This is a genomic window from Pseudomonas sp. 300 (genome assembly GCF_055803035.1).
On sequence record NZ_JAVLRV010000001.1, the window covers coordinates 891,764 to 906,099 of the forward strand.

General features: G+C 59.2%; 10 protein-coding genes. All 10 read right to left on the bottom strand.

Annotated features, from left to right (window positions below; genetic code table 11):
- Nucleotides 1-165: 165 nt before the first annotated feature.
- The 10 genes from Q7W83_RS04030 to Q7W83_RS04075 all read right to left on the bottom strand — a co-directional run bounded on the left by Q7W83_RS04030 (nucleotide 166) and on the right by Q7W83_RS04075 (nucleotide 14,136).
- Nucleotides 166-1,146 (bottom strand): peptide ABC transporter ATP-binding protein, encoded by a 981-nt coding sequence (locus Q7W83_RS04030; RefSeq protein ID WP_150633947.1) that lies wholly within the window; start codon nucleotides 1,144-1,146, stop codon nucleotides 166-168.
- Entirely contained in the window at nucleotides 1,146-2,114 is a 969-nt protein-coding gene (locus Q7W83_RS04035; RefSeq protein ID WP_473655701.1) for an ABC transporter ATP-binding protein, read from the bottom strand. Before Q7W83_RS04035 ends, Q7W83_RS04030 begins: the two co-directional genes overlap by 1 nt.
- Before the next feature lie 10 nt (nucleotides 2,115-2,124).
- Entirely contained in the window at nucleotides 2,125-3,054 is a 930-nt protein-coding gene (locus Q7W83_RS04040; protein ID WP_473655702.1) for an ABC transporter permease subunit, read from the bottom strand.
- A gap of 4 nt (nucleotides 3,055-3,058) precedes the next feature.
- Nucleotides 3,059-4,069 carry an ABC transporter permease subunit gene (locus tag Q7W83_RS04045; protein WP_150633950.1) on the bottom strand — a complete coding sequence of 337 codons (1,011 nt, stop codon included), beginning with the start codon at nucleotides 4,067-4,069 and terminating at the stop codon, nucleotides 3,059-3,061.
- 74 nt (nucleotides 4,070-4,143) lie between these two features.
- Nucleotides 4,144-5,739, bottom strand: a complete 1,596-nt coding sequence (locus tag Q7W83_RS04050; RefSeq protein WP_150640010.1) for an ABC transporter substrate-binding protein — start codon at nucleotides 5,737-5,739, stop codon at nucleotides 4,144-4,146.
- A gap of 79 nt (nucleotides 5,740-5,818) precedes the next feature.
- Nucleotides 5,819-7,195 (bottom strand): OprD family porin, encoded by a 1,377-nt coding sequence (locus tag Q7W83_RS04055; RefSeq protein WP_473655703.1) that lies wholly within the window; start codon nucleotides 7,193-7,195, stop codon nucleotides 5,819-5,821.
- Nucleotides 7,196-7,366: 171 nt separating this feature from the next.
- Nucleotides 7,367-8,968 carry an ABC transporter substrate-binding protein gene (locus Q7W83_RS04060; RefSeq protein WP_150633953.1) on the bottom strand — a complete coding sequence of 534 codons (1,602 nt, stop codon included), beginning with the start codon at nucleotides 8,966-8,968 and terminating at the stop codon, nucleotides 7,367-7,369.
- Nucleotides 8,969-9,274: 306 nt separating this feature from the next.
- Complete coding sequence (locus Q7W83_RS04065; RefSeq protein WP_150633954.1) at nucleotides 9,275-10,900, bottom strand: ABC transporter substrate-binding protein; 1,626 nt, start codon at nucleotides 10,898-10,900, stop codon at nucleotides 9,275-9,277.
- A gap of 259 nt (nucleotides 10,901-11,159) precedes the next feature.
- A complete protein-coding gene (locus tag Q7W83_RS04070; RefSeq protein WP_473655704.1) occupies nucleotides 11,160-12,761 on the bottom strand; it encodes an ABC transporter substrate-binding protein in 1,602 nt (533 codons plus the stop codon).
- Nucleotides 12,762-13,419: 658 nt separating this feature from the next.
- Nucleotides 13,420-14,136, bottom strand: coding sequence for an SIMPL domain-containing protein (locus Q7W83_RS04075; RefSeq protein WP_473655705.1), 717 nt, complete (start codon nucleotides 14,134-14,136; stop codon nucleotides 13,420-13,422).
- Between the last annotated feature and the right edge of the window lie 200 nt (nucleotides 14,137-14,336).

The window sequence follows — 14,336 nt, forward strand, 5'->3', positions numbered from 1 at the left end:
CTCCCCTGACAGATGCGCAGCCAGGGCAGAAGAGGTTTTGAACAGTTCACCTGTCCCATGTGGGAGCGAGCTTGCTCGCGATGGCGGTGTGTCAGTGTCAGTTATGCTGATTGACACTCCGCCATCGCGAGCAGGCTCGCTCCCGCAGGTTTTTTCAGATCACTGTCATGCCGCGCCGTCGAGGAACTGCTCGGCGTAGTGGCATGCCACCTGGCGGTTATCAAGAGGGCGCAGGGCCGGCTCTTCCGTGCTGCAGCGCTCGGTCGCGTACGGGCAACGCTTGTGGAAAGCGCAGCCCGACGGCGGGTTCAACGGGTTGGGCAACTCGCCGACGATCTTGATTTTCGGCTTGTTGGGATCCGGGTGAATGGTCGGCGTGGCCGACAGCAAGGCCTGGGTGTACGGGTGCAGCGGACGGGCATAGATGTCGTTCTTCGGTCCCATTTCCACCGGGCGACCGAGGTACATCACCATCACGTCATCGGCAACGTGTTGCACCACGGCCAGGTTGTGGGAGATGAACACGTAGGCGGTGTTGAACTCTTGCTGCAAATCCATGAACAGGTTCAGCACCTGCGCCTGGATCGACACGTCCAGCGCTGAGGTCGGTTCGTCCGCCACCAGCACTTTTGGCTGCAACATCATCGCGCGGGCGAGGGCGATCCGCTGGCGCTGACCGCCGGAGAACATGTGCGGATAACGCTGGTAGTGCTCTGGGCGCAAACCCACCTGCTTCATCATTGCCTGCACTTTCTCGCGACGTTCCGAGGCGCTCAGGCTGGTGTTGATCAGCAGCGGTTCGGCGAGTTGGTCACCGACTTTCTGCCGAGGGTTCAATGAGGCGTACGGGCTCTGGAACACCATCTGCACGTCTTTGCGAAGTTGCTTGCGTTGAGCCTTGTCAGCACCGGCAACTTCCTGCCCGGCGATTTTCAAGGAGCCGGAGGACGGCTCTTCGATCAGCGTCAGGGCGCGGGCCAGGGTGGATTTGCCGCAACCCGATTCGCCCACGACGGCGAGGGTCTTGCCGGCTTCCAGTTCGAACGACACGCCGTTCAGGGCGCGGACGGTCGCATGGCCCTTGAACAGGCCACGGGACACTTCGTAGTGACGGGTGAGGTCGCGGGCGGTAAGTACGACGGCCATTACGCCACCTCCTGGTTCAGCGGGTAGAAGCAGCGGGCGAGGCTGTTGCTTTTCGGGTCGAGGGCCGGACGTTGCGCACGGCAGTTGTCCTGCACATACGGGCAGCGCGGCGACAACAGGCAACCTTGCGGACGGTCATAACGACCGGGAACGATGCCCGGCAGGGTCGACAGACGCGTGGCGCCGAGGCTGTGTTCCGGAATCGCCTTGAGCAGCGCTTCGCTGTACGGGTGCGCCGGAATATCGAACAGCTGCGGCACCTGACCGACTTCGACCGCCTGGCCGGCGTACATCACGCACACGCGCTGGGCGGTTTCGGCCACGACCGCGAGGTCGTGGGTGATCAGCACCAGGCCCATGTTCTGCTCTTTCTGCAACGCCAGCAGCAGGTCCATGATCTGCGCCTGAATCGTTACGTCGAGGGCGGTGGTCGGTTCGTCGGCGATCAGCAGTTTCGGCTCGCCGGCAATCGCCATGGCGATCGCAACACGCTGGCTCATACCGCCCGACAATTGATGCGGGTAGGCGTCCATACGGCTGGCGGCGCCCGGGATTTCGACTTTTTCCAGCAGTTCGATGGCGCGGGCGCGGGCTTGCTTGCCGGACATTTTCAGGTGCAGGCGCAGCACTTCTTCGATCTGGAAACCGACGGTGTAGCTCGGGTTCAGCGCGGTCATCGGGTCCTGGAAGACCATGGCCAGGTCTTTGCCGACAATTTGCCGACGCTGACGGTTGCTGAGCTTGAGCATGTTCTTGCCGTCGAAATTCAGGGCGTCGGCGGTGACGATCCCCGGATGTTCGATCAGGCCCATCAGCGCCATCATGGTCACGGATTTACCCGAACCCGACTCGCCAACGATGGCCAGTACTTCGCCCTTGTCCACGGAAATGTCGAGACCGTCGACCACCGGAACGGCGTTCTTGTCGCCGAAGCGAACGTTGAGATTCTTGATTTCTAACAGTGACATTTGAATCTCCTCAGGCGGCGTTCTTGAGTTTCGGGTCCAGCGCATCGCGCAGGCCGTCGCCCATCAAGTTGATTGCCAGCACGCTGAGCAAAATGGTCAGACCAGGCAGGCTTACCACCCACCAGGCGCGTTCGATGTAGTCGCGAGCCGAAGCCAGCATGGTGCCCCACTCAGGGGTTGGCGGTTGTACGCCAAGACCGAGGAAACCCAGGGCCGCGGCATCGAGAATCGCCGAGGAGAAACTCAGGGTGGCCTGAACGATCAGCGGCGCCATGCAGTTGGGCAGCACGGTGATGAACATCAGGCGCGGCAGCGTTGCGCCGGCCAGGCGCGCGGCAGTCACGTAGTCGCGGTTCAGCTCGCCCATCACCGCAGCGCGGGTCAGACGAACATAGGACGGCAGGGACACCACGGCGATCGCGATCACGGTGTTGATCAGGCCAGGGCCGAGGATGGCGACGATCGCCACAGCCAGCAGCAGCGACGGCAGGGCCAGCATGATGTCCATCAGACGCATGATGGTCGGGCCGAGCAGGCGCGGGAAGAACCCGGCGAACAGACCGAGCAGGATGCCCGGGATCAGCGACATCACCACCGACGACAAGCCGATCAGCAACGACAGGCGCGAACCCTGGATCAGGCGCGACAGCAGGTCGCGACCCAGTTCATCGGTGCCGAGCAGGAACTGGATCTGCCCGCCTTCCAGCCAGGATGGCGGGGTCAGCAGGAAGTCACGGTATTGCTCGCTCGGGTTATGCGGGGCAACCCACGGCGCGAAGATCGCGCAGAAGATCACCAGCAACATGAACATCAGGCCGGCGACGGCACCTTTGTTCTTGGAAAACGCTTGCCAGAATTCTTTGTACGGGGACGGGTACAGCAGGCTTTGATCGACTGTTACCGCTTGATTTGTAGTTGAAGCTGGAGTGGTCATGGTCATGATCTCAGCGCTGGTGACGGATGCGTGGGTTGGCGAAGCCGTAGAGGATGTCCACGATAAAGTTCACCAGAATCACCAGGCAGGCGATTAACAGGATGCCGTTCTGCACCACGGGATAATCCCGTGCGCCAATGGCTTCGATCAGCCATTTGCCGATGCCGGGCCAGGAGAAGATGGTTTCGGTGAGGACCGCACCGGCCAGCAATGTGCCGACTTGCAGGCCGACCACAGTCAGTACCGGAATCAGCGCGTTGCGCAGGCCGTGCACGAACACCACGCGTGATGGCGACAGGCCTTTGGCGCGGGCGGTACGGATGTAGTCCTCACGCAGCACTTCGAGCATCGACGAGCGGGTCATCCGCGCAATCACCGCCAGCGGGATAGTGCCGAGCACGATGGCCGGCAGGATCAGGTGATGCAGGGCATCGAAGAACGCTCCGACGTCATCGGCCAGCAGCGTGTCGATCAACATGAAGCCGGTGCGCGGCTCGATGTCATAGAGCAGGTCGATCCGCCCGGACACCGGGGTCCAGCCCAGGGACACCGAGAAGAACATGATCAGGATCAGGCCCCACCAGAAGATCGGCATCGAATATCCCGCCAGGGAGATGCCCATCACCCCATGGTCGAACAGGGATCCTCGCTTGAGTGCCGCGATCACCCCGGCCAGGAGGCCCAGGATGCCGGCGAACAACAGGGCGGCCATGGACAATTCCAGGGTCGCGGGGAATAGAGAGCTGAACTCGTTCCACACGCTTTCACGGGTACGCAGGGATTCTCCGAGATCGCCGTGAGCCAGTTTACCGATGTAATCCAGGTATTGGGCATACAGCGGTTTGTTAAGACCTAGGCGTTCCATTGCCTGAGCATGCATTTCGGGGTCGACTCGTCGTTCGCCCATCATTACTTCCACGGGGTCGCCAGGAATCATGCGAATCAACGCGAAAGTCAGCAAGGTGATGCCGAAGAACGTGGGGATCAATAACCCCAATCGGCGGGCAATAAAACTAAACATCGTGTGGTGTACCTCATCAGCCGGTTAGGCGTGCCTGGTGTCCCTGGAGTCAGGGACACCGGGAGTTTTCTTATCTACTTCACCTGGGTGGTGGCGAAGTTATTAGTGGTGAGGGGGCTAATGTGATAGCCCTCTACGTTGTTGCGCATTGCGGTGAACATTCTAGTGTGCGCCATGCTGATCCATGGCTGGTCCTGGTTAAAAATAACCTGAGCCTGTTCATACAGCGCTGCCCGCTCGGCCGGATCGGTTTTTTCGCGAGCCTGGTCGATCAGCGCCTGGAACTTGTCATTGCACCAGCGCGCGTAGTTTTCGCCGTTCTTCGCGGCTTCGCAACTGAGCATAGGCGTCAGGAAGTTATCCGGGTCGCCGTTATCGCCCGCCCATCCGGCGGAAACCATATCGTGCTCGCCGTTTTTCGCGCGTTTGAGCATTTCGCCCCATTCCATCACGCGGATGTCGATCTTGATCCCGACCTTGGCCAGGTCAGCCTGCATCATCTGTGCGCCGAGCATCGGGTTCGGGTTGGTCGGGCCGCCACCGTTGCGGGTGAACAGGGTGAAGGTGGTGCCTTCCGGTACGCCGGCTTCCTTGAGCAGGGCGCGGGCCTTGTCCAGGTCGCGGGGTGGGTTTTTCAGGCTGTGGTTGTAGCCCAGCAGCGTGTCCGGGAACGGGTTGACCGCCACGGTCGCATTGCCTTTACCAAACAGCGCGTTGACATAAGCCTCTTTGTCGAAGGCGATGTCGATGGCTTTGCGCACCCGCACATCACTCATGTATTTGTGCGTGGTGTTCATGGCGATGTACGAAACGGTCATCGCGTTCAGTTCGTCGACGCTCAGCTTGGCGTCTTTCTTGATGCTCGGGATGTCATCCGGCTTCGGATACAGCGCGACCTGGCACTCGTTGGCCTTGAGCTTTTGCAGGCGCACGTTGTTGTCGGTGGCGATGGCCAGGATCAACGAGTCCGCCGGCGGCTTGCCACGGAAGTAATCCGGGTTGGCCTTGAAGCGAACCTGAGCGTCCTTGGCGTAACGCTGGAAAATGAACGGGCCGGTGCCGACCGGTTTGTTGTTCAGGTCACCGGTCTTGTTCGCCTTGAGCAACTGGTCGGCGTACTCGGCAGGGTAGATCGAGGAAAACGCCATGGCGATGTCGGCCAGGAACGGCGCTTCGCGGCGGGTCAGGGTGAAGGTGACGGTGTTGTCGTCGATCTTCTCTACGCTTTTGAGCAGTTCCTTGAAGCCCATGCTTTCAAAGTACGGGAAGCCAACGCTCGACAGTTTGTGCCACGGATGATTCGGGTCCAGCTGACGCTGGAAGCTCCAGACCACGTCGTCGGCGTTCATGTCGCGGGTCGGCTTGAAGTATTCGGTGGTGTGGAACTTGACGCCTTTACGCAGGTGGAACGTGTAGGTCAGGCCGTCGTCGCTGATATCCCAGGACTCGGCCAGCGCCGGAATCACTTCCGTGGTGCCGGGCTTGAAGTCCGCCAGGCGGTTGAAGATGGTTTCGGCCACCGCATCGGCTGTGACTGCAGTCGTGTACTGAACCATGTCGAAGCCTTCCGGACTGGCTTCGGTGCAAACCACCAGGGGTTTGGCCGAGACGCCAACGGCAACACTCAGCAACGCGGCAGCGATGGCCGCACGTAGGGGAAGCATTTTCATCAAGAACCCTCTGCAATCGGTTGAACAGGAAAAAACCGAACGGCCGACTCCTCATGAGTCAGCCGTCGGCTGGCGCTTTTTACAAAATTTTGAACGGGATGGTGGTCACGAGACGGAACTCGTTGATGCTGCCGTCAGCCTGGTTATCGCTGGCGCGGTGGGTGGTGTAGGTCGCGCGGACTGTGGTGGCCTTGAGCGGGCCGCTCTGTACGGCGTACGAGGTACCGATGCCGTATTCATAGTGGTTCTCGCCGTCCATATTACGTACGTCGTAGGCGGTACCGGTGTAGTGCGTACCGTCGATGCCCCAGCCGCGAGCCTGGTAGATGTTGAACTTCAGCCCCGGCACGCCGTATTCGGCCATGTTGAGGCCGTAGGCGATCTGGAAGGACTTCTCGTTCGGGCCGTTGAAGTCGGACAGCAGGGAGTTGGCCAGGTAAATGCCGTTGGTTTCATGCAGGTAGTCGAAGTACTCGTTACCGTTCACTTCCTGATAAGAGAACGTCAGGCTGTGGGCGAGGTGAGTCAGGCCCAACGACAGCGAGTAAGTGTCGTTGTCGATCTCACCCATCAACTTTTTGCCTTCGTCGACGGTTTTGTAATAGTTCAGGCCGGTGGTCAGGCTCAGGATCGAGCTGTCCCCCAGTTCGTGAGTCGCGCCAAAGTAGTACTGGTTCCAGAAGTCTTCGACGTTGCTCGCGTACAGGCTGGTTTTCAGGCTTTTCAGCGGCTGATAGTTCAGACCTGCGGTGTTTACGTGGTCGGTTTCAGCGCCATTTGCCGAGTACTCGGACGTGAATTTGGTCAGGCTCTGCTCGGTACGAGGCGATACGCGGTCGAAGGTGCCGAGGTCGAACGACAGGTTGTCGAACTCTTCGCTGTGAATGGCCACACCTTCAAAGCTCGAAGGCAGCGGACGGTTGCCGATGACGTCGACGATCGGGCTGCTGAAGTTCTGGCGGCCGGCGGTCAGGGTGGTGTTGGAGATACGCGCCTTGACGTTGGCCAGGCCCAGTTTGCTCCACTGATCTACCGCGTCGCCGTTGGTGTGAGCCAGGGTACGGTTGGAACCGCCCTTGATGTCTTCACGGCTACGATCAAGCGCAATCGCGTTGTACGCCGCCACTTCAGTGCTGAAACCCACGGTGCCTTGGGTGAAACCCGAGGTGTAATTCAGGATGGTGCCCTGAACCCAGTTGATACGGCGCGTGCCGTTCAGGGTCTCGCCGTGGCGCTCGTATTTGTAGGTAGCGCCTCGCTGTTTATCTTCGTTGGCGTACCAGTTACGGGTGCTGCCCGACAGGCTCTGGCCATCAATGAAGCCCTTGGCTTCCGACTGTGCATTGGTGCTTGCCAATTGGGTCGGAACGAAGTCCTGGCTCTGGGATTCTGCGTAGGCCGTGGCGGTAACGCTGCTGATGGCCAGGGCCAATAACGCGGTGCTGCTCAGTTTCATGGGTGAAGCTCCTTTCTTTCTTTTTTAATGCCGGTCTTTTTTTGTGATCCGGCTATTGGTTTTGAAACGCATACAAGGCTTCGCAAACGTTTGCTTTCGGCCTGATCGGCAAACAACGGCAATACGCTTGCGTGAGGGCGGAATCCGCCCCCAGCGTTTTTGGCTAATCGGTTATTGGTCGATACTGACGCCCGAGAACACGTTGCGGCCGAAAGGACTCACCTTGAATCCTTCGACTTTGGCGCTCAACGGCTGGTTGACCGTCGAGTGGGCGACAGGCGTGATCGGCACTTGCTGCTTGAGCAACTGCTGAGCCTGTTTGTAGAGCACGGTGCGCTGGTCACGGTCGGTGACGACCTTGGCCTGCTTGATCAGCTTGTCGTAAGCCGGATCACACCATTGGGAGTAGTTGTTGCCGCCAATGGCGTCGCAGCTGTAAAGCGTGCCGAGCCAGTTGTCCGGATCCCCGTTGTCACCGGTCCAGCCAATCAGGCTGACGTCGTGCTCGCCATTCTTGGTGCGCTTGATGTACTCGCCCCATTCGTAGCTGACGATCTTGACCTTGAGGCCGATCTTCGCCCAGTCCGCCTGAAGCATCTCGGCCATCAACTTGGCGTTGGGGTTGTAGGGACGCTGAACCGGCATCGCCCACAAAGTGATTTCGGTGCCTTCCTTCACGCCGGCAGCCTTGAGCAGTTCCTTGGCTTTTTCCGGGTTGTAGGCGGCGTCCTTGATGGTGTCGTCGTAGGACCATTGGGTCGGTGGCATGGCGTTTTGCGCGAGTTGCCCGGCCCCTTGGTAAACGGCATTGAGAATGCCTTGCTTGTTTACCGCCATGTCCAGCGCCTGGCGCACTTCGAGCTGGTCGAATGGTTTGTGGCGCACGTTGTAGGCGATGTAACCGAGGTTGAAGCCGGGCTTCTCGATGAGCTTGAGTTTTGCGTCGTTCTTCAGCGCTTCGACATCGGCAGGACGTGGGTGCAGGGTGATCTGGCACTCATTGGCCTTGAGCTTCTGCACCCGCACAGAGGCGTCGGTGTTGATGGCGAAAATCAGGTTGTCGAGTTTGACCCGGCTCGGGTCCCAGTACTGCTTGTTGCCGCTGTAACGGATGTTGGAATCTTTCTGGTAGCTCTTGAACACGAACGGCCCGGTGCCGATCGGCTTCTGGTTGATGTCGCTCGGTTTGCCTTCGGCCAGCAGCTTGTCGGCGTACTCGGCGGACAGGATGGCGGCGAAGCTCATGGCGATGTTCTGGATGAACGCGGCGTCAACGCTGTTGAGCGTCATGACCACGGTCAGCGGCCCGGTCTTCTCGACCTTGGCGATGTTCTTGTTCAGGCTCATCCCGTTGAAGTACGGGAATTCGGTTGGATAAGCCTTACGGAAAGGTTGCTGCGGATCGAGCATGCGGTTGAAGGTGAACAGCACGTCGTCAGCGTTGAAATCACGGCTCGGCGTGAAGTACTTGGTCGTGTGAAATTTCACCCCTTCGCGCAGGTGAAAGGTGTACTTGAGGCCGTCCTCGGAAATATCCCAGCTTGTTGCCAGGCCTGGTACGACGTTGGTGGCGCCTTTTTCGAACTCTGCCAGTCGGTTGTACAACGGCTCGGCGGCGTCGTTGTCGGTCGCGGTCGTGTACTGCGCAGTGTCGAAGCCAGCCGGGCTGCCTTCAGAGCAGAACACCAGGCTGTTGTTGGCGGCCTGGCTGATGGAAGTGGCGGCCAGCAGGCCGGTGCCCAGTAATGCGGATAAAACCAAGGTATGGCGCATGACGCTCCCTTTTCTCTTTCGCTAAGTGTTTTCAATGAGCCGCTCCCGTCCGGGGACGTGGAGGCATCACTGATCTCAAGCCATGGCGTGCAACAAAACCGAGAGCCCACACATGAATTGGTCAGATCCCGACGGTATGAGCCGTGGGTCTGGCAGTAAATGCGTAAAGTCCTAAAGACTCGTAGGAAAGTTCAACGCATCCGACACCGCCGTCGTAATACTCGGCGGAAATGGATGTAGGCTGTTTCCTAATTTCTCGGCAGAAAAAAGCAACGGCGACGTCAAAAACGTCGCCGTTGCCAAATCTTATTTGCTGACGCTAACGCCGTAGAAGGAGTTCAAGCCGAACGGGCTGATCTTGAAATCCTGCACTTCGTTGCGCATGGGTTGGAACACCGTCGAGTGAGCGATAGGTGTCATCGGAACAGCGTCTTTGAGGACGTGCTGCGCCTGCTTGTACAGTTCGGTGCGCTTGCCCTGATCGGTCGTGCGCTTGGCTTCTTTGACGATGCCGTCGAACTTCTTGTCGCACCACTTGGAGAAGTTGTTGCCTTCCAGCGAGTCGCAGCCGAACAGCACGTTGAGCCAGTTGTCCGGGTCACCGTTGTCGCCGCTCCAGCCAATCAGCATCGCGCCGTTTTCGCCGCCTTTGGAGCGCTTGATGTACTCGCCCCACTCGTAGGTCACGATCTTGGCCTTGATGCCGACCTTGGCCCAGTCGGACTGCAGCATTTCAGCCATCAGTTTGGCGTTCGGGTTGTACGGACGCTGCACCGGCATCGCCCACAGGTTGATCTCGGTGCCTTCCTTGACGCCCGCTTCCTTGAGCAGCTCTTTGGCTTTCTCAGGGTTGTACGGCGCATCCTTGATGGTGGTGTCGTAAGACCACTGGGTCGGCGGCATGGCGTTGACCGCCAGTTGACCTGCACCCTGGTAAACCGAGTCGATGATCTGTTGTTTGTTGACGGCCATGTCCAGTGCCTGACGCACTTTCAGTTGGGCCATCGGGTTCGGCTCGGTGCTGCCCTTGATCTTGTCCATCACGTTGTAGGCGATGTAACCCAGGTTGAAACCAGCCTGGTTAGGCACCTTCAACGTCTTGTCTTCCTGCAGCGCCTTCAGGTCGGCCGGACGCGGGAACAGAGTGATCTGGCACTCGCCCTTTTTCAGCTTCTGAATACGTACCGACGGGTCGGTGGTGATGGCGAAGATCAGGTTGTCGATCTTGACGTCTTCAGGCTTCCAGTAGTCCTTGTTCCCGGTGTAGCGGATGTTGGAGTCTTTCTGGTAGCTCTTGAACACGAACGGACCCGTGCCGACCGGCTTCTGGTTGATGTCGGCGGCTTTGCCTTCTTTCAGCAGTTGAGCGGCGTACTCGGCGGACTGCACCGAGGCGAAGCTCATGGCCATGTTCTGGATGAACGCGGCATCCACTTCTTTCAACGTGAACTTGACGGTGTGGTCGTCGACTTTATCGATCTTGGTGATGTTGGTGTCCATCCCCATGTCGGTGAAGTACGGGAATTCGGTCGGGTACGCCTTACGGAACGGATCATCCTTGTTAATCATGCGATTAAAGGTGAACAGCACGTCGTCGGCGTTGAACTCGCGAGTCGGTTTGAAATACGGGGTGGTGTGGAACTTGACGCCTTCACGCAGGTGGAAGGTGTAAGTCAGGCCATCAGCGGAGATGTCCCACTTGGTCGCCAGACCAGGAATAACGGCGGTGCCGCCGCGCTCGAACTGGGTCAGACGGTTGAACATGGTTTCTGCAGAGGCGTCGAAGTCGGTTCCGGTGGTGTACTGACCAGGATCAAAACCAGCCGGGCTCCCTTCGGAGCAAAACACCAGGTTAGTCGCCGCTTGGGCGAAAGGTGCGGCAGCTAACAAGCTGGCGCCGACTAAAAACGGAATGACCGCGTGTTTAAGCATGTTGGCCTCATGATTTGTTGTCATTTTTGGAATTAGAGGACGACCTCGTGAGCCGTGCCTGCGGATACTTATGCAGGGGCCATACCCAATGCAAGATCCTGAACGACCACAGGCCTTAAACAGTGGCACGAACGTACCTTAATGTCGCATATGTATAAATTCACGCGCATTTGATCGTTTGCGCAGGTTTTTTTCAGTGCAAATCGCGCACCGGTGAGGGGCAACCGGGGCGCGTGGCGCACCCGGTTGGAGCGTGGTGTTACTTATTTATACCCACACCATAGAAGGGCGTGAGGCCGAACGGGCTGATCTTGAAGTCGGTGACTTCCTTGCGCAGAGGCTGGAACACCGTGGAGTTGGCGATCGGCGTGATAGGTACTTGTTGCTTAAGGATTTGTTGTGCCTGTTGATACAGTTTGACCCGCTGCTGTTTGTCCGTGGACACCTTGGCTTGCTGGACGAGTTTGTCGTAAGCCGGGTCGCACCACTTGGCATAGTTGCTGCCCTTCACGGCCGCGCAGCTGTAGAGCACGCCGAGCCAGTTGTCGGGGTCGCCGTTGTCGCCGGTCCAGCCGTAAATCATCGCGTCGTGTTCGCCATTTTTGGCGCGTTTGATGTACTCGCCCCATTCATAGCTGACGATGTTGGCCTGGATACCGACCTTCTCCCAATCCTGCTGGATCATCTGTGCCGACATCCGCGCGTTGGGGTTGGAGGCACGCTGCACGGTCATGGCCCACAAATTAATGGTCGTACCGGGTGCAACCCCTGCTTCTTTCAGTAGCGCCCTGGCCTTTGTCGGATCGTGGGGCGCGTCCTTGATGTTCGGGTCATACGACCATTGCGCCGGTGGCAGTGCGTTTTGCGCCAGTTGCCCGGCGCTCTGGTAGACAGCTTTGATGATCGCCGGTTTGTCGATCGCCATGTCCAGGGCCTGACGCACCTTGAGCTGGTCCAGCGGCGGGTGCGTCACGTTGTAGGCCAGGAAGCCGAGGTTGAACCCGGCCTGTTTGAGCACGCGCAGGTTCGGGTCCTTCTCCATCACTTCGATGTCGGCCGGACGCGGGTAACCGCTGACCTGGCATTCGCCGGTCTTGAGTTTCTGCAAGCGCACGGCGGCGTCCGGAGTGATCGAGAACACCAGGTTGTCGATTTTCACGTCCTCGGCTTTCCAGTACGCCTTGTTGGCGACATAGCGGATCTGCGAGTCCTTCTGATAGCGCTTGAACACGAACGGGCCGGTGCCGACAGGTTTCTGGTTGATGTCGGCTGCCTTGCCTTCCTTTAACAGTTGCGCGCCGTACTCGGCCGATTGCACCGAAGCGAAACTCATCGCCAGGTTCTGGATGAAGGCGGCGTCAATGTTGTTCGGGCTGAAGCGCACGGTGTGCTCGTCGATTTTGTCGACGCTCTTGATCGTTTTGTTCAGGTCCATGTCGGTGAAGTAGGGTGATTCGGCGGGATAGGCTTTGCGGAAGGCGTTTTCCGGGTCGAGCAGGCGCTGGAAGGTGAACAGCACGTCGTCGGCGTTGAAATCCCGGGTTGGAGTGAAATAGTCGGTGGTGTGGAATTTCACGCCGTTGCGCAGGTGAAAGGTGTAGCTGAGGCCGTCAGTCGAGACATCCCAGCGTGTGGCCAGGCCGGGTTCGACTTCGGTGCCGCCGCGTTTGAATTGGGTGAGGCGGTTGAAGACGGTTTCGGCCGAGGCGTCGAAGTCAGTGCCGCTGGTGTATTGGCTGGGGTCGAAGCCGGCGGGGCTGGCTTCGGAGCAGTAGACCAGGGTGGTGGCGGCTTGGGCGAATGGGGCGGTGGTGGCGATGGCCAGGGCGAGCAGGAGTGGTTTGACGGTGGTTCTTTCCATGGAGTCCCCGAGGGTTTGGGCGGTGATGTTTTCCGCAGAGTAGCGTCGTAGACGGGGTGGGCGGAAATATCTGTTTTTGAGGTCGACCCCTCTATCTCGGTATATTCAGGCTGTTTGTCGGATGTGCACACATTCAATGTGTAGGTGCTGGCTTGCTGGCGATGGCGGCCTCATAGCCGGCCATTTTCTTTCAGGTGTACATATCCATTCCTGCGGTAACGGCCGCCTATGGTTTCGCCCTTACGGCGAGTCCCTTTTGTCAAACGCCACAAAAGGAACCAAAAAGTCTCGCCCCGAGCGTCCAGCCCCTCGCTAAGGCTCGGCGTTCCCTCGCTCCGGTCCTGCTCCGTGGGCCCGCCGCCATCGGCCATCCATGGCCGGGGGCGGCTAGCCCGGCATCCATGCCGGGCTGCCCACTGCGCAGAACCTCCACTCGGCCTTCCGAAGGGGCGGGCAGATCAAATTCAAAAGCGCAACGCGAGCTAACGCTCGGCCTCGTGGTTTGGCGGGTGTACGCCGATCCATTGTAGGAGCCGGCTCCTACAGGATCGTGTGAACCACTCCCTTCTGTCAGGCAGTCCCACCGCTGACTTTTGCCTGGCCACAAAAAAACGGCGATCACTCAAGTGATCGCCGTTTTTTTGTGCAGGTTATCGAATCACTGCATCAACACTTCAATCGACCCATCCGCCGTCATGCTGACCTGGCTGGTGCCGGCCTCGACTTCCGGGGTCACCGGCGCGGCATCCATGCTCGCCGCTTTCATCATCATCGGCCCGCGCATGTACGGTTGTGGGTAGCCGTTGCTGTTGAGGTTCAGGTTGACGATTTTGTAACCCTTGCCACCCAGCGCATCGGTGGCCAGTTGTGCGCGGGACTTGAAGGCGGTCACGGCGTCTTTCAGCAGCGCGTCTTCGCTGGCCTTGCGGGTTGGCGTGGCGATGGCGAAGTCCATGCCGCCCATTTTCAGGTCGGTCAGCAGTTCGCCAGTCAGTTTCGACAGTGCGGCGAAGTCCGAGCTCTCCAGGCGCAGTTCGGCGCGTTCACGCCAGGCGGTGATTTTCTGGCCCTTGGTGTCGTAGATCGGGTAGCTGTTGCGACTGCCCTGGCGCAGGGTGATGTCTTTGACTTGCTTGGCCTGGGCCAGTGCCTTGTTCATGGTGGTGCTGACGTCGGCGGCGAGTTTGGCCGGGTCGGTGTTTTGTTCTTCGGTGTAGAGGGTCACGATCATCAGGTCGCGGGCGACTTCCTGACTGACTTCGGCGCGCAGGGAAATCTGGTTGTAATGCAGCTCGTCGGCGGCCTGGGCCGGGAGGCTGGCGACGGTGCCAACGCTGAGGGCGAGAAGGGCGGCGCTGCGGCGGAAAGTGTGCATGAAAACTCCTTGGACGATGCGCAGGGGTTAGGTCCGAGCCTGCGTGAAACCATCAGACTCTAGCTCTAATGATCCGGTTCGCCCAGTTACAACTTCTATACAGATGGATTGACGGTAGCCGCTGCGCGGCCAATCGCGAGCAGGCTCGCTCCCACATTGGAATGCGTTCACCTGTGGGAGCCAGCCTGCTCACGAAGGCG